At 61.5% G+C, this 20,764-nt stretch carries 17 protein-coding genes; 8 read left to right on the top strand and 9 right to left on the bottom strand.

Annotated features, from left to right (window positions below):
• Positions 1–14: 14 nt before the first annotated feature.
• Positions 15–542: an inorganic diphosphatase gene (ppa, locus tag HME9302_RS10745; protein ID WP_115367012.1), complete on the bottom strand. Its 528-nt coding sequence runs from the start codon at positions 540–542 to the stop codon at positions 15–17.
• Between the two features lie 123 nt (positions 543–665).
• Between ppa and hisS the strand changes: the two genes are divergently transcribed.
• The 6 genes from hisS (at position 666) to metK (ending at position 8,082) form a co-directional block, all read left to right on the top strand.
• Positions 666–1,883: a histidine--tRNA ligase gene (gene hisS / locus HME9302_RS10740; RefSeq protein ID WP_115367011.1), complete on the top strand. Its 1,218-nt coding sequence runs from the start codon at positions 666–668 to the stop codon at positions 1,881–1,883.
• A gap of 132 nt (positions 1,884–2,015) precedes the next feature.
• The gene (gene prfA / locus HME9302_RS10735; RefSeq protein ID WP_115367010.1) at positions 2,016–3,083 is read left to right on the top strand and encodes a peptide chain release factor 1; all 1,068 of its coding nucleotides are present in this window, start codon (positions 2,016–2,018) and stop codon (positions 3,081–3,083) included.
• A 34-nt stretch (positions 3,084–3,117) separates the two neighbouring features.
• Positions 3,118–3,951: a peptide chain release factor N(5)-glutamine methyltransferase gene (gene prmC / locus HME9302_RS10730; protein WP_326833167.1), complete on the top strand. Its 834-nt coding sequence runs from the start codon at positions 3,118–3,120 to the stop codon at positions 3,949–3,951.
• Between the two features lie 287 nt (positions 3,952–4,238).
• Complete coding sequence (locus HME9302_RS10725) at positions 4,239–5,105, top strand: DUF4167 domain-containing protein (RefSeq protein ID WP_115367008.1); 867 nt, start codon at positions 4,239–4,241, stop codon at positions 5,103–5,105.
• Between the two features lie 53 nt (positions 5,106–5,158).
• Positions 5,159–6,769, top strand: a complete 1,611-nt coding sequence (gene lnt / locus HME9302_RS10720) for an apolipoprotein N-acyltransferase (RefSeq protein WP_115367007.1) — start codon at positions 5,159–5,161, stop codon at positions 6,767–6,769.
• Positions 6,770–6,864: 95 nt separating this feature from the next.
• Positions 6,865–8,082, top strand: coding sequence for a methionine adenosyltransferase (gene metK, locus HME9302_RS10715; protein WP_115367006.1), 1,218 nt, complete (start codon positions 6,865–6,867; stop codon positions 8,080–8,082).
• 77 nt (positions 8,083–8,159) lie between these two features.
• Here metK and HME9302_RS13495 read toward each other — a convergent pair whose 3' ends face one another.
• The 5 genes from HME9302_RS13495 to HME9302_RS10695 are packed head-to-tail and all read right to left on the bottom strand — an operon-like array spanning position 8,160 to position 11,834.
• Positions 8,160–8,291, bottom strand: a complete 132-nt coding sequence (locus HME9302_RS13495; RefSeq protein ID WP_268243479.1) for a hypothetical protein — start codon at positions 8,289–8,291, stop codon at positions 8,160–8,162.
• Positions 8,275–9,423, bottom strand: a complete 1,149-nt coding sequence (locus HME9302_RS10710) for a CaiB/BaiF CoA transferase family protein (RefSeq protein WP_115367005.1) — start codon at positions 9,421–9,423, stop codon at positions 8,275–8,277. Before HME9302_RS10710 ends, HME9302_RS13495 begins: the two co-directional genes overlap by 17 nt.
• A gap of 10 nt (positions 9,424–9,433) precedes the next feature.
• Positions 9,434–10,087: a CoA transferase subunit B gene (locus HME9302_RS10705; RefSeq protein ID WP_115367004.1), complete on the bottom strand. Its 654-nt coding sequence runs from the start codon at positions 10,085–10,087 to the stop codon at positions 9,434–9,436.
• A 40-nt stretch (positions 10,088–10,127) separates the two neighbouring features.
• Positions 10,128–11,099 carry an HAD family hydrolase gene (locus tag HME9302_RS10700; RefSeq protein ID WP_115367003.1) on the bottom strand — a complete coding sequence of 324 codons (972 nt, stop codon included), beginning with the start codon at positions 11,097–11,099 and terminating at the stop codon, positions 10,128–10,130.
• A 15-nt stretch (positions 11,100–11,114) separates the two neighbouring features.
• Positions 11,115–11,834 carry a CoA transferase subunit A gene (locus tag HME9302_RS10695; protein ID WP_115367002.1) on the bottom strand — a complete coding sequence of 240 codons (720 nt, stop codon included), beginning with the start codon at positions 11,832–11,834 and terminating at the stop codon, positions 11,115–11,117.
• A 399-nt stretch (positions 11,835–12,233) separates the two neighbouring features.
• Here HME9302_RS10695 and HME9302_RS10690 point away from each other — a divergent pair, with 399 nt between their 5' ends.
• Positions 12,234–14,540 (top strand): CDC48 family AAA ATPase, encoded by a 2,307-nt coding sequence (locus tag HME9302_RS10690; RefSeq protein WP_115367001.1) that lies wholly within the window; start codon positions 12,234–12,236, stop codon positions 14,538–14,540.
• Position 14,541: 1 nt separating this feature from the next.
• Complete coding sequence (locus tag HME9302_RS13160) at positions 14,542–15,192, top strand: hypothetical protein (protein ID WP_147270812.1); 651 nt, start codon at positions 14,542–14,544, stop codon at positions 15,190–15,192.
• On the opposite strand, the gene HME9302_RS10685 is transcribed toward HME9302_RS13160, so the two are convergent.
• The 3 genes from HME9302_RS10685 to polA all read right to left on the bottom strand — a co-directional run bounded on the left by HME9302_RS10685 (position 15,189) and on the right by polA (position 20,539).
• Positions 15,189–16,265 (bottom strand): mechanosensitive ion channel family protein, encoded by a 1,077-nt coding sequence (locus HME9302_RS10685; RefSeq protein ID WP_115367000.1) that lies wholly within the window; start codon positions 16,263–16,265, stop codon positions 15,189–15,191. The two genes, HME9302_RS13160 and HME9302_RS10685, sit on opposite strands and share 4 nt — an antisense overlap.
• A gap of 99 nt (positions 16,266–16,364) precedes the next feature.
• Complete coding sequence (locus HME9302_RS10680; RefSeq protein ID WP_181815753.1) at positions 16,365–17,645, bottom strand: sensor histidine kinase; 1,281 nt, start codon at positions 17,643–17,645, stop codon at positions 16,365–16,367.
• Positions 17,646–17,698: 53 nt separating this feature from the next.
• On the bottom strand, positions 17,699–20,539 hold the full coding sequence (gene polA, locus HME9302_RS10675; protein WP_115366998.1) for a DNA polymerase I: 2,841 nt from the start codon (positions 20,537–20,539) through the stop codon (positions 17,699–17,701).
• Positions 20,540–20,764: the final 225 nt, after the last annotated feature.

The following is a 20,764-nucleotide window of genomic DNA, read 5'->3' as shown; positions in this document are numbered from 1 at the left end:
AAAACTAAAACACCCTATTCCTTCGCGCGCTCGATCGCCTCGATGATAACCTGGCGCGCTTCAGCGGCGTCGCCCCATTTGCCGATGCGGACCCACTTTTCCTTTTCCAGGTCTTTGTAGTGGGTGAAGAAATGTTCGATTTGCTGGAAGATGATGCTGGGCAGGTCCTTGGTTTCGCCGACATCCGAATAATACGGGAAGGTGGTGTCCACCGGCACGCAGATCAGTTTCTCGTCGCCGCCATGTTCGTCTTCCAGATTTAGCACGCCGATCGGGCGGGCGCGTACGACGCAGCCGGCCATGAAGGGGCTGCGCGCGATGACCAGCGCGTCCAGCGGATCGCCGTCGGGGCTGAGTGTGTGCGGCACGAAGCCGTAGTTCGCCGGATAGCGCATCGGTGTGTGCAGGATACGGTCGACGAACAACGCGCCCGATGCCTTGTCGAATTCGTACTTCACCGGCTCGCCGCCAGTGGGCACCTCGATGATGACATTGAGGTCGTGGGGCGGATTATCGCCCGTGGGGATCATATCTATACGCATGGGTGGTCCGATAGCGGCGCGATGCGGCATCGCCAACCGGCAATATGCTGCGATGCAATATTTATCGCCCTTGCGTCCCGGCTGCGTTGCGGCAAGCGAGCGGCTAGCCTAAGCGCACACACCATGTCCAACACTCCAAAAGCCATTCGCGGCACGCAGGATATCTTCGGCCCTGACGCGGAAGCCTTCGCCTTCGTGGTCGAAACCTTCGAACGCGTGCGCAAGCTATACCGGTTTCGCCGCGCCGAAATGCCGGTTTTCGAAAAAACCGAAGTATTTGCGCGGTCCATCGGCGAAACGACCGATGTGGTGTCGAAGGAAATGTATTCGTTCGAGGATCGCGGCGGGGATTCGCTGACCTTGCGCCCCGAATTTACCGCCGGGATCGCGCGCGCCTATCTGACCAATGGCTGGCAACAGCACGCGCCGCTGAAACTGGCGACGCACGGGCCACTGTTCCGCTACGAGCGCCCGCAAAAGGGCCGCTATCGCCAGTTCCACCAGCTGGACGCGGAAATTATCGGCGCGGGCGAACCGCAGGCGGATGTGGAGCTGCTGGCGATGGCGGACCAGCTGCTGCGCGAGCTGTGCATTGCGGACGGTGTGACGCTGCAGATCAACACGCTGGGCGATGGCGATACGCGCGCAGCGTGGCGCGCGGCGTTGATCGAATATTTCGGCGCGGTGCGCGGCGAATTGTCGGAGGACAGCCAGGACCGGCTCGACAAGAACCCGCTGCGCATCCTCGACAGCAAGGATCCGCGCGACAAGGCATTCGTAGCAGATGCCCCGCAAGTGGATGAGTTCCTGTCCAGCGCCGCGCAGGACTTCTTCGGCGCGGTCACGTCGGGGCTGGATGCGGCAGGCGTGGCCTGGGAGCGCGCGCCGTCGCTGGTACGGGGCCTCGACTACTACCGCCACACCGCGTTCGAATTCGTGACCGACCGGCTCGGCGCGCAAGGTACCGTGCTGGGCGGCGGACGCTATGACGGATTGATGGAAAGCCTCGGCGGCCCGGCAACGCCGGCGGTCGGCTGGGCCGCGGGTATTGAGCGGCTGGCGATGCTGGTGGGGGAGCGGGAAGAAGCGAGCGCTGACGTTTTCATCGTAGTCGAAGACGACACACTCCTCGACGATAGCATCGCTGCGTTGACGCGCTTGCGGCGGCAGGGTGTGTCGGCCGATCTGTTCGCCAGCGGCTCGCCGCGCAAACGCTTCGACAAGGCTGTAAAGGCGGGCGCGGAAACCATCATGGCGCTGGCTATGCGCGATGGGGAGAAGGCAGTGCGGTTCAAAGGTGAAGACGCCGAAGTTTCGCGGATCGAAGGCTTACTCACATGATGCATTCGGCCCTCGTCACCCCGGACGTGATCCGGGGTCCAGGTCTCCACTTGCGCTGTCCGTTCGGGAGGCGGAGTGGATGCTGAAACGAGTTCAGCATGACCACGTCTCCAAAGCTGCGGTGATGCTCCCATGACTATCCCATCCGACCGTCTGCGCCAGCTTACCGGGCGCTTTGCCGAGCTCGAGGCGCGGATGGCGTCGGGTACGCTGGAAGGTGACGCGTTCGTGCAGGCCAGCCGCGATTATGCGGAGCTAGAGCCTGTTGCCGCGACCGCGAATGAAGTGCTCGCTATGCGCGACGAGATGGACAGCCTAGCCGAAATGGCGTCCGATCCTGAAATGAAGGCCATGGCCGAAGAGGAGCTGGCCGCATTGCGCGCAAGCCTGCCCGAAAAAGAGCGTATCCTCGCCATCGCCATGTTGCCGCGCGACAGCGCCGATGCGCGGCCCGCGATGCTGGAAATCCGCGCAGGCACAGGCGGCGACGAGGCGGCGCTGTTCGCGGCCGATCTATACCGCATGTATGAACGCTTCGCCGCCGAACAGGGCTGGAAGGTCGAGCCTGTTTCGATGAGCGCGTCCGATGTGGGCGGGTTCAAGGAAGTGGTTGCCAATGTGCGCGGCAATGGCGTGTTCGGGCGGATGAAATTCGAAAGCGGCGTCCACCGGGTGCAGCGCGTGCCGGTGACTGAAAGCGGCGGGCGCATCCACACCTCCGCCGCCACCGTCGCGGTGCTACCCGAACCCGATGAGGTGGATGTCCGGATCGACGAGCAGGACCTCAAGATCGACACCTACCGTGCGAGCGGAGCGGGCGGCCAACACGTCAACACCACCGACAGCGCGGTTCGCATCACACATGAACCCAGCGGGTTGGTCGTCACCTGCCAGGACGGCCGCAGCCAACACAAGAACAAGGAAAAGGCGCTGCAGGTACTGCGCGCGCGATTGTATGAAAAACAGCGCGATGAAGTTCAAGGCGCGGAGGCCGAGGCGCGCAAGGCCATGGTCGGCAGCGGCGACCGCTCCGAACGCATCCGCACGTACAACTTTCCGCAGGGCCGGGTCACGGATCACCGCATCGGGCTGACTTTGCACAAATTGCCTGAAATCCTTGCCGGAGCCGGCCTGGCGGAATTGGTCGATGCTTTGATAGCGGAGGATGAAGCGAAACGGCTGGCGACGCTGGATGGCTGATAGTGGGCCAAGCCAACCGATTATCAGGGACGCGGTGCGTGACGCAGCCGCGCAATTGGCCGATACCTCCGACACGGCACGTCTCGACGCCGAACTGCTGATGGGTCACGCCCTGGGCATCGATCGTTCGACCCTACTGCTGGACCGAATGGCAGATAATACGCCGCCGATATTCGCAGAGCTGGTCGCCCGCCGCGCCGCGCACGAACCCGTGGCCTACATCATCGGCGAGGCGGAGTTCTATGGTCGGACGTTCGCGGTAAATTCCGATGTCCTCATCCCGCGCAGCGACACCGAAACCTTGATCGATGCCGTGGCCGGGGACGAGCGACTGCGCGAGCTGGCTAGGGCTACCGGAGCGCGAATCCTCGATTGCGGGACAGGATCGGGCGCGCTGTTGTTGACGTTGCTGGCGGAATATCCGCAAGCTACCGGGATGGGCGTGGAGCGCAGCCTTGGGGCAGTGACTCTCGCCGCACTCAACGCGGCACGGCTGGGCGTGGCGGACCGCGCACAGATCGATCATCTCGACTGGCACGATCCCAATTGGTGTGACGGGCTGGGCCGGTTCTCGCTTATCGTGGCCAATCCACCTTACGTGGAAACGGAGGCGTCGCTTGCGCCCGGCGTTGCCCGGTTCGAACCAGTCGGCGCGCTATATGCAGGCGTTGACGGGCTGGACGATTACCGGGTGCTGATACCCCGGTTCCGTGCCCTTTTGCGGGACGACGGCGCGGTGTTGCTGGAAATCGGCCGGGACCAGGCGCAGGCGGTCGCAAAACTGGCAGAGAGCGCCGGATTTCAGACCGAACTGCGCCGAGATCTGGCAGGTCGCCCGCGTGTATTGATATTGCAATCACCGACTTAAATATCGATTTGGCTACTTAGGGGCTTGGCAAAGCCGGAACCAGTGGTTACGCCTTTGATCAGGTCAAGCGGTTTGTGCAACACGGCACACCTGCTCTGGCTGTGCTCCAACATTTGTCGGCCGTCTCGCGCGATTGTTCGCGCTTGCGGTAAAGCAGATGACGGGCCGTGCCTGCCCAGAGCCGAATTTTTGGGCAGTGTTGGCCGGGGGAACACCATAGGGATCATGCGCCGCATAATACCCCGCAAAATACCATGCGTAGCGGCACCGAATGAGGACCATCTCCTTTGAACAACAATCGTAACAACAATCGCCGTCGGGGCCGTAGCAATCGGCAGCAGCCCGGCGGTGGTAACGAACTTAATCGTATCGACAGCCGCGCGCGGGGCAACGCCCCGCAGTTGCTCGATAAATACAAGAAGCTGGCGCAGGATGCGCACCATCATGGTGATCGGGTGCAGCAGGAATATTACTTGCAATTCGCCGATCATTATTTCCGCGTAATCGCCGACAACAAGGCGTTGCAGGACGAGCAGCGCGCACGGAAACAGGACGATCGCGGCGCTCAGCAGGATACAGGCAGTGGCGATAGTGACGATAGTCGCAGCGACAACCGCTCCGATAATCGCTCTGATAATCGCGGGCGTCGTGGTGGAAACACCCCTGGCGGGAATACACGCCAGGGCCGCCCCAACCGGAACGACCGCTCCAATCAAAATGACCAGAGTGAAGGTCAACGCGACGGTCAACGCGAAAGCCAGCGTGAGGGCCAGCGCGGGAACGAAGATGATGCGCCTCGCGCACCGCGTCCCCGCCGCACAAATGCCAATCGCGACGATGCGAATGACGGCAATGGTGCGGCTGATACCCGCGATGCCGGAAGCGATGCAAAGAACGATGATTCAGCGACGGCAGAAGCGCGCCCCCGCGCCCCGCGCAAGCCTTCCGTTCGCAAGGCTCCTGCACGCCGGCCTGGCGCAGAAACAGCCGACGGCGGGGCGGAAATCGATGCGGCGGTTTTGCCTCCCTCGATCAGCGCCGACAGAGGCGGCGCGGCCGACGGCGCGGATGACAAGCCCGCTGCAAAACCGGCCCCGCGCCGCCGTGTGCGCAAGCCCGTAGCTGAGGCCGACGGCCCGCTCGGGGCTTCCTGAAGGATCGCGTCGTGGCAAGGAGCGACAGTGACAATGCGGTCGCTGCACCCCCCATGGCGCGAGCCGACTATCTTCCGGCACCGCTGACCCGCTATCCCCGGCTGACTGCAATCGGTGCGGGGCTGCTGGCGGCGACCGGTTTCCCGCCCTTGGCCTTGTGGCCAATTGCCTTGCTGGCTGTCGGGATTTTCGCGGCGACCATCCACGCGGCGCCGACGGCTCGATCCGCCTTTGTCCGCGGCTGGCTGTTCGGGGTGGCGCATTTTACGCTTGCGAATAACTGGATCGCTACCGCATTCACCTATCAGGCGGAAATGCCCCAGTTCCTGGGCTGGCTCGCCGTGCCTCTGCTATCGCTCTACCTCGCCGTCTATCCCGCGCTGGCAGCGCTGGCCGCATGGTGGATCATACGGCGCGCGGGCCATGCGAACACGTCCTTCCTCCCGTTTGTTGCTGCTCTATCCGGCACCTGGATCGTAACCGAATGGCTGCGTAGCTGGGTGTTTACCGGATATGCCTGGGATCCGCTGGGGCTGATATTGCTGGGCGGATTCGAACGGCCCGGACTGGCGGCAGTGCTGCCGGTTATAGGGACGTATGCGCTTTCCGGCCTCGTGCTTTTGTTGGGCGGCGGACTGTGGGCCTTGGTGGCGGAACGGCGCTGGGTTGCGGGCGTAGTAACCGCGGCGCTGATTGTGGCGGGTATGTTCCTTCCAGCGGGGGCGATGCGCGAAGGTACTTTGCCGTTTACCTTGGTACAGCCCGATTTGCGCCAGCCCGAACTCGACGATCCGACGCGTTTCGAAGATCAGTTCCAGCGGATCACCCGGCTGACCCTGCCCATGATATCCGCCGACGACCGGGCCGGTGCAAGAAGCCGCCGGCTGGTCATGTGGCCCGAATCGGGTGTGCCGGATTATCTCCGGGACGGCTATCCTCAGCGCTATTACGACCGGGCAACGGCCGCCGGCGATCCTGCATTTGCACGCCGCCGTATCGGCCGTGTCATCGGCTCGGAAAGTTTGCTGCTGACCGGATCGGTCGATCTGGAAATCGAGGATGGCCGCGCAGTCGGTGCCCGTAATGTCGTGACCGCGCTTGACGGGGAAGGCGCGATTCGCGCCAGCTATGCCAAGGCGCATTTGGTCCCCTATGGCGAGTATCTGGCGCTTCGCTGGCTGCTCGAACCGCTGGGTGCGTCACGGCTGGTGGCAGGCTCGATCGATTTTTGGCCGGGGCCGGGTCCGCAAACGCTCGACCTCGGGGAATATGGACAGGCGGGCATCCAGATCTGTTACGAGATCGTGTTTTCCGGACAGGTAACCGATCCGGACACGCGGCCCGATTATATCTTCAACCCGTCCAACGATGGCTGGTTCGGAAGTTGGGGGCCGCCGCAACACCTGGCGCAGGCGCGAATGCGCGCCATCGAGGAAGGGTTGCCGGTCCTGCGTTCCACCACCACCGGTATCAGCGCGGTTATCGATGCGCGCGGTGTGGTGCGCGACCATATCGGGATGCACCGCGCCGCGCGGATGGACGGGATCGTGCCACCCGCCCATGCCCCTACGCTGTTCTCGCGGCTTGGTAATGTCCTGCCGCTTGCATGGGCGATCCTGCTGATTGGATTATCCATTCTTGCCAGTCGCCGCTGGCACCGCTAACACGCGCTGCAAGACATAAAGCTTTCTTTATATGATGGCCTTTGGCTGCCATTGGATTGCTATCCCGATCACGTTCAAGCACTGGCAGGCATAATATGCGCGAGCACTATCTCTTCACTTCCGAAAGCGTTTCCGAAGGTCATCCGGACAAGGTTTCCGACCAGATTTCCGACGCAATCGTCGATCTGTTCCTCTCGAAAGACCCGGAAGCGCGCGTCGCCTGCGAAACGCTGACGACGACGCAGCGCGTAGTTCTGGCCGGCGAGATTCGCTGCAAGGGCGTGTTCGAAAATGGCGAATGGGTCGCCGGGGCGCTGGACGAAATCGAACAGGTTGTGCGCCGCACCGTGAAGGAAATCGGGTACGAGCAGGACGGTTTTCATTGGAAAACCCTGACCCTGGAAAACCATCTGCACGCGCAGTCCGCCGAAATCGCACAAGGTGTAGATGCCGGCGTGGAAGGATCGAACAAGGACGAAGGCGCTGGCGATCAGGGCATCATGTTCGGCTTCGCGTGCGACGAAACGCCCGACCTGATGCCGGCCACGCTGGATTACAGCCACAAGATCCTCGAACGGTTGGCTGCCGACCGCAAGAGCGGCCACGCATCGTTCCTGGAACCCGACAGCAAGAGCCAGGTCACCCTGCGCTATCATAACGGCAAGCCGGTCGGCTGCACCGCAGTGGTCGTCAGCACGCAGCACGCCGCTGGCTATGACACCGGCGACAAGGAAGCCGAACTGAAAGCATATGTGAAGGCCGTGGTGGCGGATATCCTGCCCGATGGCTTCGTATCCGGCGGCACCGCGTGGCATATCAATCCCACCGGCGCGTTTGAAATTGGCGGTCCGGACGGCGATGCGGGGCTGACCGGCCGCAAGATCATTGTTGATACATATGGCGGCGCCGCACCCCATGGCGGCGGTGCGTTTTCCGGCAAGGATCCGACCAAGGTGGACCGGTCCGCCGCTTACATCACCCGCTATCTGGCGAAGAACGTGGTGGCTGCCGGCCTTGCCACGCGCTGCACCATCCAGCTCGCCTATGCCATCGGCGTATCGGAGCCGCTGTCGCTGTATGTCGATACGCATGGCACCGGCAACAATGACGATGCGGCGCTTGAAAAGGCGATCCAGTCCATCGGCAAGCTGGGCGGCCTGACGCCGCGCAGCATTCGCACGCATCTCGGGTTGAACAAGCCGATCTACCGCAAAAGCGCCGCCTATGGGCATTTTGGTCGCGCTGCGAACGGCGATCATTTTCCGTGGGAGCGCACCGATCTGGTGGATGATCTGAAAGCCGCACTCGGCTGATCGTTAAACTATTGCCAAACAGAAGGGGCCGCGCAGCAATGCGCGGCCCCTTTCGTTATGGCCGAAGTTGGGCTCGCTTAACTGGCAGCGTAGCCCGGCGTTTCATGCAGCCACTGTCCGACCTTGCGCCCGAATTTGGCGATCGCATTCATATTGAAGAAGTGCATGCCGCCTAGAACGAACACGGCGTCCTTAATCGTTCTCGTCATGCTCGCCTAGTTTGGGGGAGGGCTTCCCGATTGCCAGGCTGGCGTTTGAAAACGCAAACGGGCTGCGCAGCCCCGGTATGCCACCATCCAGCTTGACTTGCATACCGCGCGCGCGAACTTGCGGATCGGCAAAGACTTCGCCCAGGTCATTGATGGGACCCGCCGGGATCCCAGCGTCGGCGCAAGCGGCCAATAATGCATCGCGGCGCATAGTGCGGGTCTCGCCTGCAATGATAGCGTCGAGTTCATCACGGTGGGCGAGACGGCTTTCATTGCTGGCGAAGCGCGTATCGCCTAGCAGGTCGCCGCGTCCCAACACGCTCAGCAACTTACGGAACAGGCCGTCATTAGCAGGCGCGAGCACCACCGGGCCGTCCGCCGTCTCGAACACGCCGTATGCGCTTACTTGCGCGTGCGCGTTGCCCATACGCGGCGGGTTCTCGCCAGTGGTGAAGAATGTCATTGCCTGATTGGCCAGCAATGCGACCGAACAGTCCATCAGCGCCATGTCGATGTGCTGCCCGTTACCCGTCCGCGCCCGCATCAGCAACGCTGACTGGATCGCGATGGTGGAATATAGCCCGCAGGCGAGGTCGGAAATCGATAGCCCATGCTTCATCGGCGCCCCGTCAGGTTCGCCAGTCAGGCTCATCATCCCGCTCATCGCCTGAAGCACGAAATCGTAGCCGGGTTCGTCGCGGCGAGGGCCGGTCTGGCCAAAGCCGGTGATCGAGCAATAAACCACGCCCGGATTGGCGGCACGGATGGTCTGGTGGTCGAGGCCGTATTTCGCCAGCTTGCCCGGCAGGAAATTCTCGACCACCACATCGGCATCGCGGCAAAGCGCCTGCACACGGGCGAGGTCGTCCGCATCGGTAAAGTCCGCCACGATGCCGCGTTTGCCGCGATTGCAGGCGTGGTAATAAGCGGCCTCGCGAAGCTTCTCGCCATCGGTCCCCTCGCGCTCGATCCAGGGCGGACCCCATTGCCGCGTACCGTCGCCATCCGGACTTTCCACTTTAAGGACATCGGCCCCCAGATCGGCCAGTGTCTGTCCGACCCATGGCCCGGCCAGCACGCGCGCCAGTTCCACCACTTTCAGCCCGGCAAGCGGAGTGTCCGGATTGACCATGGCCGCTCGCTCAGTCGGTGATGTAATGGGCAGTGGTCTGCTCAGCGACCTCGTCTGCCGTCACGCCGGGCGCGAGTTCCACCAGCTTGAACGGACTGGAGTGATCGGGCCGGCGAAACACGGCGAGATTGGTGATAATCATGTCGACCACGCCGGTGCCGGTCAGCGGCAGGCTGCATTCGGGCAGGAACTTGGGATCGCCCGTCTTGCTGGTATGGTCCATCACCACAATGATCTTCTTCACACCGGCGACCAGATCCATCGCGCCGCCCATGCCCTTGATCATCTTGCCGGGGATCATCCAGTTGGCGATGTCGCCATTCTCCGCCACTTCCATCGCGCCCAGCACGGTCAGGTCGATATGGCCGCCGCGGATCATGGAAAAACTGGTGGCGCTGTCGAAATAGGCGCTGTGCGGCAATTCGCTGATGGTCTGCTTGCCCGCATTGATAAGGTCCGCATCTTCCTCGCCCGCATAGGGGAAAGGCCCGATGCCGAGCATTCCGTTCTCACTTTGCAGCGTAACCTGCATACCGTCAGGGATATGGTTGGCGACGAGCGTGGGGATGCCGATGCCGAGATTGACGTAATAGCCGTCCTGCAATTCCTGCGCCGCGCGGGCTGCCATATCGTCGCGGGTCCAGCCCGCTATATCCTGGCTCATTATATATCCTTCGGTCGGTCCGGCTGTCGGGTGAAAATGATTATGGTGCGTCGCTTGTAGCAGTATCGCCCGCGAGCGGTGTGGGGGTGAGGAACCAGCCTTGGCCAATTATCCCTTCCAGGGCGGCGGCGTCCTGTGGATTGCGCAAATAGGCATAGAGCTCGTCGAAATCTTCCCGCTCGTCGCCCGCAATGGCAATGAGGCAGCGATCCGCCCCGATCGCGCGGCGACGCGTCTGCTTGCGATCTTCGGCATAGCGCATCAGCAGCAACTGGTCCTGCCCTGCCGCGTCGAGCCCTGTTTCTTTCAGCGCGCGGCGAATGCTGCCGGCTTCTGCCGCCGACGCTCCGGAGATCCAGATGATATCGACGTCGCGCTCACGAAATTGCGCCAGCGCAGCAGCCAGCGACGGGTCTGCGACGGGCGGGGTTGCCGGATCGAAAATGTCGCCTGCCGGATCGAGGTCGAGCAGAACCGCCCGCTGGGCGAGCCCGCAGTCGAGGCGGTCGTCCCGCAGCGAACTGGGCTGGCTGAGAAGCACAGCGCGGCGCTTCGCCCCCAGCCTGCTCGGCTTGGTCCGGTCCAGTACGAAATTGGTAAAGTCCGCGTAGCCACCGGCGCTGCGGGCGGCAGTGGTGCTCGCGTTGCCAAATGTGAGGGGTGGGGGCGGCCCGTCGGTGATCGGCGCGGCGGCAATCCTGACAGGCGTATTACCCGCCACCGGCACTCCGCCGCTCATGCGTGTGGCGGTTGCGGTGTTCGAGGTGGCTATGGTGGGTGTCGCTACAGCCGTTGGCGCGTCGTCGCTGATATCGATCGCACTGCGCTCCGCTCGGGCGGCACTGTCGCTTGCGGCATTTCCGTTCTCGTCCATGATCTGCGTACCGGCTACCGTGCCTCCTGCGAGTACCGGCAGTGCAGCTACCGCTATACAGCCATGCAGCGCGGGCGCGGCGCACACAAGTGCGACGGCGGGCGCGACCTTGCGCGGTATTGCGGACCGCAGGATCATGGAAACACCTGCATATCAGGCGCTTTCCCGCTCCCGCACGGTGCGAAATTCGATTTGCTTGTCGTAGGGCGCGCCGACGATCATCCGTTGCACGAACACGCCCGGCAAGTGAATGCAGTCGGGGTCGAGCGAGCCTGCGGGCACCACCTCTTCCACTTCGACCACGCAATTGCGGCCGCAGGTGGCGGCGGGCTGGTTGAAGTTGCGCGCAGTCTTGCGGAATACCAGATTGCCTGTTTCGTCGGCTTTCCATGCCTTGATGATGGCAAGATCGGCGAACAGGCCGTGTTCCAGAATATAGTCCTCATCGCCGTCCCGGCCGGGGAAGCTCTTCACTTCCTTGCCTTCGGCCACCTGCGTGCCGACGCCGGTTTTGGTGTAGAAGCCGGGGATGCCGGCGCCGCCTGCACGCATCCGCTCCGCCAGCGTGCCTTGCGGGCAGAATTCCACTTCCAGCTCGCCCGCCAGATATTGCCGCTCGAATTCCTTGTTCTCCCCCACATAGGACGAGATCATTTTCTTCACCTGCCGCGTGCGCAGCAGCTTGCCGATGCCCTCATTGTCGATACCGGCATTGTTGCTGGCAAAAGTGAGGTTCTTGACGCCGCTGTCGCGGATTGCGTCGAGCAGGCGTTCGGGAATGCCGCATAGGCCGAAGCCGCCCGCTGCAATCAGCATATCGTCCGTGAGCAACCCATCGAGAGCGGCCGCTGCATCGGGATAGAGTTTGTTCATTCATGGCCTCCAGCTAGAACGCCGCGTTAGCATGGCTTTGCCGACTTTCGCCACCCCGCTGATGCCATCGGAAAATGCATCTGTCGTTACGGCTCGAAACCCACGATTTGCTACGAGGTATGTTGCAACAGATGCAACACCGCGTGTTTTTTTCGCACTTGCACAAAATGCCGCATCGCAACATATAGGACGGGCCTTTCAGGCATCCTCTCCCAAAGACTTTTATGGCTCGGTCAGCAATGACCGGGCCTTTTTTTTGGCTTGCTGACGTTGGGCATCGGCACCGAATGGCTTGCTGCTCATTGGCAAAGCACAGGTGGCTCCCTAGCTTGGGCTGCAACGGATATATGCGCTGACGCAAGCGCGACGACACGCAATGCCCGCGGGAGACGATACGATATGGCCGACGCCGAAGCGCAAACGACGGAACGCACAGTCCGGCTGGAAGTGGCCGCTGCGCGGCAGGAAGAAAGCGGGCAGGGCATTGCCCGGATGCCGCGATCGGCGTTCCAGGCTCTCGGCATTACCGAAGGCGATGTGGTCGAACTCGTGGGCAAGCGCACTACCGTCGCCATCGCAGCGCCCGCTTACGACGAGGACCAGACGCTGGAAGTCGTTCGGCTCGACGGTTTGCAGCGCGGCAATGCCGAAGCTGGCAGCGGCGAGCATGTGAAGATTCGCGTGGCATCGTCCCGTCCCGCCACCCGCGTGGTGTTTGCGCCGGCACAGCGCGAAATGCGGCTGCAGGGCCCGACCCAGGCATTGCAGCGCAATTTCTTCGGCAAGCCTCTGGTTGCGGGCGACCTGGTGGCGACGACCGGGCAACAGCCGGTACAGAACATGCCCGACGAGGTCCGCCGCATGTTCAACGCACCTGCCTATGCATTGACCCAGATCCGCCTGCAGGTCGCTAGCACCAGCCCCAAGGGCATCGTGCATATCGACGAGAACACCGAAGTCGAATTGCGCGCCGAGTTCGAAGAGGCACGTGGCGGGCGCGCCGTTGTAAACTACGACGATGTTGGCGGTATGGCCGACACGATCAAGCAATTGCGCGAAATGGTGGAGTTACCGCTGCGCTATCCCGAACTGTTTACCCGCCTCGGCGTCGACCCCCCCAAGGGCGTGTTGCTGCATGGCTCCCCCGGTACCGGCAAGACCCGCCTGGCGCAGGCTGTCGCCAACGAATCGGATGCCGAGTTCTTCACCATCAATGGCCCGGAAATCATGGGTTCCGGCTATGGCGAAAGCGAGAAGCGGCTGCGCGAGGTGTTCGAAGAAGCGACCAAGGCGGCACCCGCCATTATCTTCATCGACGAGATCGATTCCATCGCACCCAAGCGCAACCAGGTGCCCGGGGAAGCGGAAAAGCGCCTTGTCGCGCAGTTGCTGACGCTGATGGACGGGTTGGAAGCGCGGTCCAATCTGGTGGTAATTGCTGCCACCAATCGCCCTGACGCCATCGACGAGGCGCTCCGGCGTCCCGGCCGTTTCGACCGCGAAATTGTGATCGGTGTACCGGATGAAAGCGGCCGGCGGGAAATCCTCGCGATCCATACGCGCGGCATGCCGCTGGGCGATAAGGTCGATCTGAAGGAACTGGCGCGCACCACTCACGGCTTCGTCGGTGCGGATATTGCCGCACTGGCGCGCGAGGCAGCGATCGACGCGGTCCGCCGGATCATGCCGCGCCTCGATCTGGACGAGCGCACAATTCCGCCCGAAGTGCTGGAGGATCTGTCGGTCACACGTGAGGATTTCCTCGGCGCGCTGAAACGCGTGCAACCATCCGCCATGCGTGAGGTTATGGTGCAGGTGCCCAATGTCGGCTGGAGCGATCTGGGCGGCGTGCAGGATGCCATCGACAAGCTTCAGGAAGGCATAGAATTGCCGCTGAAAAACCCCGAAGCCTTCGGGCGGCTGGGAATTCGTCCGGCCAAGGGTTTCCTCCTCTATGGTCCGCCTGGAACCGGCAAGACGCTGCTGGCCAAGGCCGTGGCCAAGGAAGCAGAAGCGAATTTTATCTCTATGAAATCGAGCGACCTGTTGAGCAAATGGTACGGCGAAAGCGAGCAGCAGATCGCGCGCATGTTTGCCCGGGCCCGCTCGGTTGCGCCATGTGTCGTGTTCATCGACGAGATCGACAGTCTGGTACCGGCACGCGGCAGCGGTCAGGGCGAACCGGCGGTGACTGGCCGTGTGGTCAATACCATTCTGGCCGAAATGGACGGGTTGGAAGAATTGCAGTCGGTCATCGTGGTCGGGGCCACCAACCGGCCCACTCTGGTCGATCCGGCGCTGCTGCGTCCCGGTCGATTCGACGAACTGGTATATGTCGGCACACCCGACCAGCCAGGGCGCGAGCATATCCTGAAGATACACACCGCCAATACGCCGCTGGCGGACGATGTGAAGCTGGCGGATATTGCCGGTAAAACCGACCGGTTTACCGGCGCGGACCTAGAAGACGTGGTACGCCGCGCCGGCCTCAACGCCCTGCGCCGTGCGGGCGGCGAGGTTCAGCAAGTCATCGGGGAGGATTTCACGGAAGCGCTGAAGGATTCGCGCGCAACGGTCACGCCCAAGATGGAAGCGGAATACAAGAAAATGCGCGGCGAACTGAAGAAGCGCGCAGCCGAAGCGATGCCGATCGGGTTCCTGCACGACGGGATGGTGGAAAGCACTCGCGCCAAGAAGCACATGTAGAATGGGTAAACGCGGTCGAAAGAAGGTGCAATATGTCGAACGATCAAAAGAGGAGTTATTGGAATCGCTGGTCCGACAAATAGCTAACATGCGACGATCGGCTCTAGCGTTTGATAATGGTGCGATGGAGGAAGCCGAACGGCTTGCATCATCAGTTTACATTTTATGCGCCGATGGGTCACAGCAAAAGTCGTTGCTTCGAGTTCTAAACATGCGTTCGCGAGAGAGATTTCCTGATACTGGGTATCGAAGCAAAGGAATGAAAATTGCTTTTGGTCCACCATTGCTATGTTTATGGAAAGAAGATGGCAAACTATCCTATAAACCTCCATTGGAGGGCTTTCGAACTTGCGAGTTTCTGAGGTTTGGTAAATGGTGGGAGCAATCAGTTTTTACCAATGAACATGGTCGAGCTATCTCAAGACGCGAATTAACGTTTTATATTCGCTCTACAGATGGTGGGGCTCATGTTGACAAAGCTCACGCTAATACCGAATATCATGACTTTTCAAAAAATGGTGGACATGTGACTTGGAGTGAAGATAAAAAATTTTATAGTCAATTATCCGTGCCTCAGCAGAATACTCATTGGCAGACGATGCGACAAATCACGTGGGAATTAGACTACGTGATCAAAAGGCTTGGTCTTTAAAATTTCGCCCGTTCGTTGGCCGCTTCCACTTCGAGCCGGTGCCGTATCAGCGCCTCGGGCTGGTGTGTCTTGAGCCAGGCCAGCATATGTTCGCGAATGGCGCAGCGCAGCGCGAACAGGTCGCCGATTGTCGCCGCGCTTACCGATAGTCGCAGCTCGATGCTTTCGGGATGCGCTTCGGTCATAAGCAAAGCGGCGCTTCGCTTGTCCCATAGCTCCTGCGTTTCGGTAAAGCGCGTGAACTCCGCCCGGATCGGTTCGATCTCGGCAATCGGATCGAGGTGCAGGAACACCGGCCCGGTCAATTCCTCGCTGCGCCGCGACCAGTTTTCGAAACTTTCGTCCAGGAAGCGTAGCGTCGGCACGACGATCACGCGTTCGTCCCAGGTGCGCACCGTGACGAAGCTCATGCGGATTTCCTCCACCCGGCCTGTATGACCGTCCACCACCACCATATCGCCCAGCCGCAATGGCTCGGTGATGGCCATTTGCAAACCGGCGATGAGCGATTTGAGCGCTGGCTGTGCGGCGGCACCGACAGCTAGGGCAGCCAGACCGGCGGATGCCAGCAAGGTCGTGCCGACATCCCGCACGCCCGGCACGCCCAGCAGCATCAACCCGACCGTGATGATGATAATAATGATGCCGATGGTGCGCGAGAACAGGGAAATGCGCGTTTTTCGGCTGCGCGCGGCAACCGGGTCCATCGATTCGTCGGTGCGCCGGTCCAGCCCGGCGGCAACGGCTCTTACCAGGGATAGCGCCAGCCAGCCCAGAATGGCGGGAATGGCGAACGCATCCACCGCCTCCCACGCATTTGCGATGTGCCGGTCGGTCTGTGCCGCGATGCTGATTGCGATTTCGATGAACACCCACGCGATCGGGGACCGCATATGCACCAAAATCGTATCGTCGACACTGGTCCGGGTAAGCCGCGCGATGCGGGACATGAAACTGAAGACGACGCGGTGAACCAGATACGCCGCCAGCACGGCGATCGACAGGATCGCAAGCGACCGCACGATCTCGTCCCATTGAATGGTGAATTCGGGCAAGGCCAACGATGCGAGCATGGGGCGGGCTGTTAAGGGCACGCGTTACGGCTGACAAGCAGCTTCGCAATACTCAAGGATATCCGCCGCCGCGATTTACCGTGATGGCTGTCTATTCATCTATTCGATGGGGGCGGGGACGTAGTCACCTGCTTCTTCGTCCTTCATGGTAATTACCACGCGCACGCCATCGGGGGTAAACTTGCGGTCGATGGTGCCGCCCAACTGCTGCGCGGATCCTTTCATAAGCAAGCTGCCAAACCCAACCCGCTCTGGCTCGTCGGCGGATCCCGGGAAGTGTTCGTCCCAGCGGATCGTGATCTGACCATCGGCGCGTTGCCAGCGAACTTCCAGTTCACCGCCCTGCGCCCAACAACCATATTTTACCGCGTTGGTTGCAAGTTCGTGCAGTACCAGGCCCAGCGGCGTAACCTGTTTCGCCGGCAGAACGACTTCCGGCCCGTCCGTAATCGCCGCACGCTCTTTCGAAAGGTAGGGTGCGATTGTCGTGTCCACGAGCGACGATAGCAGCGCCACCGGCTTGTCCAGCGACCCCTGCGTCACTTCATGTGCGGTCAGCAATGCGCGGATACGTTCGGAGATGCTGTTGGTGACAGGTTTCGCTTCCGGCGCATCGCGCGCGCTCATCTGCACGATTGCAAGAATCACGGCGAACAGGTTTTTAACGCGGTGGTTGAGTTCCTTCGCCAACAGATCCGCCCTGTCGCGCGCCTCGGCCAGAGCGGACGCCTGCGCTGCGCGGACTTCGGCCTGCGCCGCGCGCGTGATTAAGCGATAACCGAAAGCGATGGCGATCAGTTGCAGCAAGATCAGCCCAATCAGCAGCGGCAGGACACGGCCTTCACTGCGCGCTGTGTCTCCGACCGAATCCACCAGAATGCGCGTCTCGATCGTCTCCATTTCCGAAATGGCAGCGCGCAATTGCTGCATCAGATTTTGCCCTTCGTCGGTCAGTACCTTGCGCCGTGCGTCCAGCAGTCGCCCTTGCGAAAGCAGTTCGACCGACCCATCGAGTTCATCGAGCTTGGCGGTGGCCAATGTGTCGATCCGGTCGAGCAGGATGGTCTGCCGCTCCGTTGCGACCGGTTCCACCAGTTCGCGCAAACGGCGCATACTGGCCGGCACGCGCTCCCGTCCGGCCTGATACGGCTGCAAATAGCTGCGATCCAGCGTGATGAGGTAGCCGCGCTGCCCGGTTTCGGCATTGATAACCGCGCGGCTGACATTGCGCAATTCCAGTAGTATCTCGTTGGTCTGGCTGACCTGCTCACGCTCTGCCCGTTCGGACTGGATGGTCTGGTAGACCAGCAACAGCCCCGCAATCAGCAATCCCGCGACCAGCGCCAGCAACGTAAGGTTGATGGTCCGCCGGCGGGACATTCCCGCGCGCAGCCGCACGCCGATGCCGGGTCGCCTGGGGCTTGCGGTCCCGGTCAATGCGCTGCGCCCCAGCTTTTGCCGGTGCCGATTTCGATCCCCAGCGGGACGCTGAGTTCGACGGATGGTCGCGCAGCGTCTGCCATGATGCGTTCGATGATCGGGCTGGCATCCTCGACATCGCTTTCAGGCAATTCGAAAACCAGCTCGTCATGTACCTGCAATAGCATTCGCACATCAGGCAGGCCGGCTGCGGCCAGCGCCGGGTTCATACGCGCCATCGCGCGCTTGATGATATCGGCGCTGGTACCCTGGATCGGCGCGTTGATAGCGGCGCGTTCGCTGCCCTGCCGCTCGCTCGGGTTCTTGGAATTGATACGAGGGAACCAGGTCTTGCGGCCGAACAGCGTTTCGGAATAGCCGCGCTGCTTCACGCTTTCTGTGGTTTCCAGAATGTAACGCTGGATGCCGGGGAAGCGTTTGAAATAGGTGTCGATCATCTCCTGCGCTTCGTCCGCTTCCACGCCGAGCCGCCCGGCCAGCCCCCAGCGCGAGATACCGTAAAGGATCGCGAAGTTAATGGTCTTGGCCTGCGCGCGCGTATCGCGGGTAACCTCCCCGAACATTTCACGCGCAGTGCGGGCATGGATGTCCTCCCCTTCGGCGAACGCTTCTTTCAAGGGCCCGACATCGGCCATGTGCGCCGCCAGACGCAATTCGATCTGCGAATAGTCGGCGGCGAGCAGGACGTTGCCGTCATCGGCCACGAACGCATCGCGGATCTGACGGCCGATCTCGGTACGGATCGGAATGTTCTGCAGGTTTGGATCGGTCGAGGACAACCGGCCGGTCTGCGCACCCACCAGGCTGTAACTGGTGTGCACACGCCCCGTGCGCGGGTTGATGGCGGCTTGCAAAGCGTCGGTGTAAGTCGATTTCAGCTTCGAAAGCTGGCGCCATTCCAGTACCTGGCGAGCTATCGGGGCGCCTTGCGCTTCCAGTTTTTCAAGGGTGGTCTGGTCGGTCGAATATTGCCCGCTCTTGCCTTTGCGCCCGCCCTTGTAACCCATCGTGTCGAACAGGATTTCACCCAATTGCTTGGGGCTGCCGATGGCGAATTCCTGCCCGGCGGTTTCGTGGATGGCGCTTTCCAGTCGCGCCATTTCCTTGGCGAACTCCTCGGACAGCTTGGCAAGATTGGCCCGGTCCACCTGGATGCCGTGGCGTTCCATCCCAGCGACGACCGGGATCAGCGGGCGGTCGACGCGTTCGTACACCCGAGTGCCGCCTTCGATCGGCAGGCGCGGCTTGAGATGTTTGTACAGCCGCCACGTCACATCGGCATCTTCTGCGGCGTATTTGGTAGCCACATCGAGCGCCACTTCGCCGAAGCCGATCTGCTTCTTGCCGGTCCCGCACACTTCCTTGAAGGTCATGCAGGTATGGCCGAGGTGCCGCTGCGCCAGTTCGTCCATTCCGTGCCCGCCGCCGATCCCATCGAGCGAACGGCCGGCATCCAGTGCAAAGCTGAGGATCATCGTATCTTCGATCGGCGCGACGGCGATGCCATTCCGGGCGAGGATGTTGAGGTCGTATTTGATATTCTGCCCGATTTTGACGACCGCATCCGATTCCAGCAGCGGCTTCAATGCTGCAAGGGCAGCCGCAGGATCGATCTGCTGCGGCTTTTCGGACAGCAGATCCGTGCCGCCATGGGCGAGCGGTATGTAGCAAGCCTCGTTCGGACCGAGCGCGAGACTGACACCGACCAGATCCGCGGAAATGGCGTCGAGCGCGCTGGTTTCGGTATCGACCGCCACTTCGCGCAGCGCAAAAGCACGCTCGATCCAATGGTTGAGCCGCTCCATCGTTTGCACGCATTCATAGGCATTCCGGTCGATGGCGGGCATATCGGGCAGGGGTTGGCGGTCGCCCTCTGACGCCGCGTCGGCACCCTTGCGCTCGGCCTTGGTCGGGTTGAGTTGGTTAGGCCGGTCGGGGCTACCGCGTCCCGCGTCGAGCCGACGGAGCAGGCTGGAAAACCCGTGCTTTTTCAGGAATTCCGCCAGTGGTTCGGGCGGAACGCCGTCCAGCTTCATGTCGGCAATCGGCATGGGAAGATCGGCATCTTCCTTAAGTGTCACCAGAACCCGGCTCATTTCCGCATCTTCGCGCCCTTCCAGCAGGCGCTCCTTCAGCTTGGACTTTTTCATGTCCGGTGCGGAATCCAGCGCAGCGGTCAGATCGCCATGTTCTGCGATCAGCTTGCTCGCCGTCTTCGGACCAACGCCGTAAATGCCGGGTATATTGTCCACGCTATCGCCCATCAACGCCAGCACATCGCCGACCAGGTGCGGGGGTACGCCGAACTTTTCCTCCACTTCTGCTGGCCCGATGCGCGCGTTCTTCATCGTGTCGAGCATATCGATGGTGCCGCCGCTTTTCGTATCCGTCCCGACAACCTGCATCAGATCCTTGTCGGAGGAGACGATGGTGACATTCCAGCCTTCACGCTGTGCGGCGCGGGCATAGCTGGCGATCAGGTCATCCGCTTCCAGCCCGCCTTCCTCGATGCAGGGCAGGCTGAACGCACGCGTGGCGTCGCGGATCAGCGGGAACTGGGGGCGCAAATCCTCCGGCGGTTCGGGCCGGTTGGCCTTGTATTCGGGATAGATGTCGTTGCGGAAACTGGTGGAGTCCTTGTCCAAGATTACCGCCATATGTGTCGGGCCGTCCGCCGCGTCGAGGTCGTCGGCCAGCTTCCATAGCATCGTGGTGTAACCATAGACCGCGCCAACCGGCGTTCCTTCAGGATCGGTAAGCGGTGGAAGGCGGTGATAGGCGCGGAAGATATAGGCGGAGCCATCGACGAGATAGAGGTGCTGGGTTTCGGCCATGGAGCGTTCCGTAGCAGGAGAGAATGCCCCGGTCAGCCTGATTCGACATCAGTTCGCCGCCATAAGAGCACAATGTCGCCATATTTGGCTGGACTAAAAAGACTTTGAAAACAAAGGACTATAAAAATAAAGGCGGAAATATGGCAAATATAGCTTGCTGGAACACATTCCCGCCATTATTTCAGAACCCGAAGCCAACAGGTTTCTACGGCTGCCTCTTCAACG

Source organism: Alteripontixanthobacter maritimus (genome assembly GCF_003340475.1).
Taxonomy (GTDB): domain Bacteria; phylum Pseudomonadota; class Alphaproteobacteria; order Sphingomonadales; family Sphingomonadaceae; genus Alteripontixanthobacter; species Alteripontixanthobacter maritimus.
Note: the sequence above shows the minus strand (reverse complement) of the source record. Positions and strands in the feature narration are given on the sequence as shown.

What these genes read in the sequence shown, in the direction of transcription:
- HME9302_RS13160 (WP_147270812.1), top strand. Translation starts at nt 14,542, where the DNA reads ATGGGTAAACGCGGTCGAAAGAAGGTGCAATATGTCGAACGATCAAAA.
- ppa (WP_115367012.1), bottom strand. Translation starts at nt 542, where the DNA reads ATGCGTATAGATATGATCCCCACGGGCGATAATCCGCCCCACGACCTC.
- HME9302_RS10690 (WP_115367001.1), top strand. Translation starts at nt 12,234, where the DNA reads ATGGCCGACGCCGAAGCGCAAACGACGGAACGCACAGTCCGGCTGGAA.
- polA (WP_115366998.1), bottom strand. Translation starts at nt 20,539, where the DNA reads ATGGCCGAAACCCAGCACCTCTATCTCGTCGATGGCTCCGCCTATATC.
- HME9302_RS10705 (WP_115367004.1), bottom strand. Translation starts at nt 10,087, where the DNA reads ATGAGCCAGGATATAGCGGGCTGGACCCGCGACGATATGGCAGCCCGC.
- HME9302_RS10700 (WP_115367003.1), bottom strand. Translation starts at nt 11,099, where the DNA reads ATGATCCTGCGGTCCGCAATACCGCGCAAGGTCGCGCCCGCCGTCGCA.
- lnt (WP_115367007.1), top strand. Translation starts at nt 5,159, where the DNA reads ATGGCGCGAGCCGACTATCTTCCGGCACCGCTGACCCGCTATCCCCGG.
- HME9302_RS13495 (WP_268243479.1), bottom strand. Translation starts at nt 8,291, where the DNA reads ATGACGAGAACGATTAAGGACGCCGTGTTCGTTCTAGGCGGCATGCAC.
- metK (WP_115367006.1), top strand. Translation starts at nt 6,865, where the DNA reads ATGCGCGAGCACTATCTCTTCACTTCCGAAAGCGTTTCCGAAGGTCAT.
- prfA (WP_115367010.1), top strand. Translation starts at nt 2,016, where the DNA reads ATGACTATCCCATCCGACCGTCTGCGCCAGCTTACCGGGCGCTTTGCC.
- HME9302_RS10685 (WP_115367000.1), bottom strand. Translation starts at nt 16,265, where the DNA reads ATGCTCGCATCGTTGGCCTTGCCCGAATTCACCATTCAATGGGACGAG.
- HME9302_RS10695 (WP_115367002.1), bottom strand. Translation starts at nt 11,834, where the DNA reads ATGAACAAACTCTATCCCGATGCAGCGGCCGCTCTCGATGGGTTGCTC.
- HME9302_RS10710 (WP_115367005.1), bottom strand. Translation starts at nt 9,423, where the DNA reads ATGGTCAATCCGGACACTCCGCTTGCCGGGCTGAAAGTGGTGGAACTG.
- hisS (WP_115367011.1), top strand. Translation starts at nt 666, where the DNA reads ATGTCCAACACTCCAAAAGCCATTCGCGGCACGCAGGATATCTTCGGC.
- HME9302_RS10680 (WP_181815753.1), bottom strand. Translation starts at nt 17,645, where the DNA reads ATGTCCCGCCGGCGGACCATCAACCTTACGTTGCTGGCGCTGGTCGCG.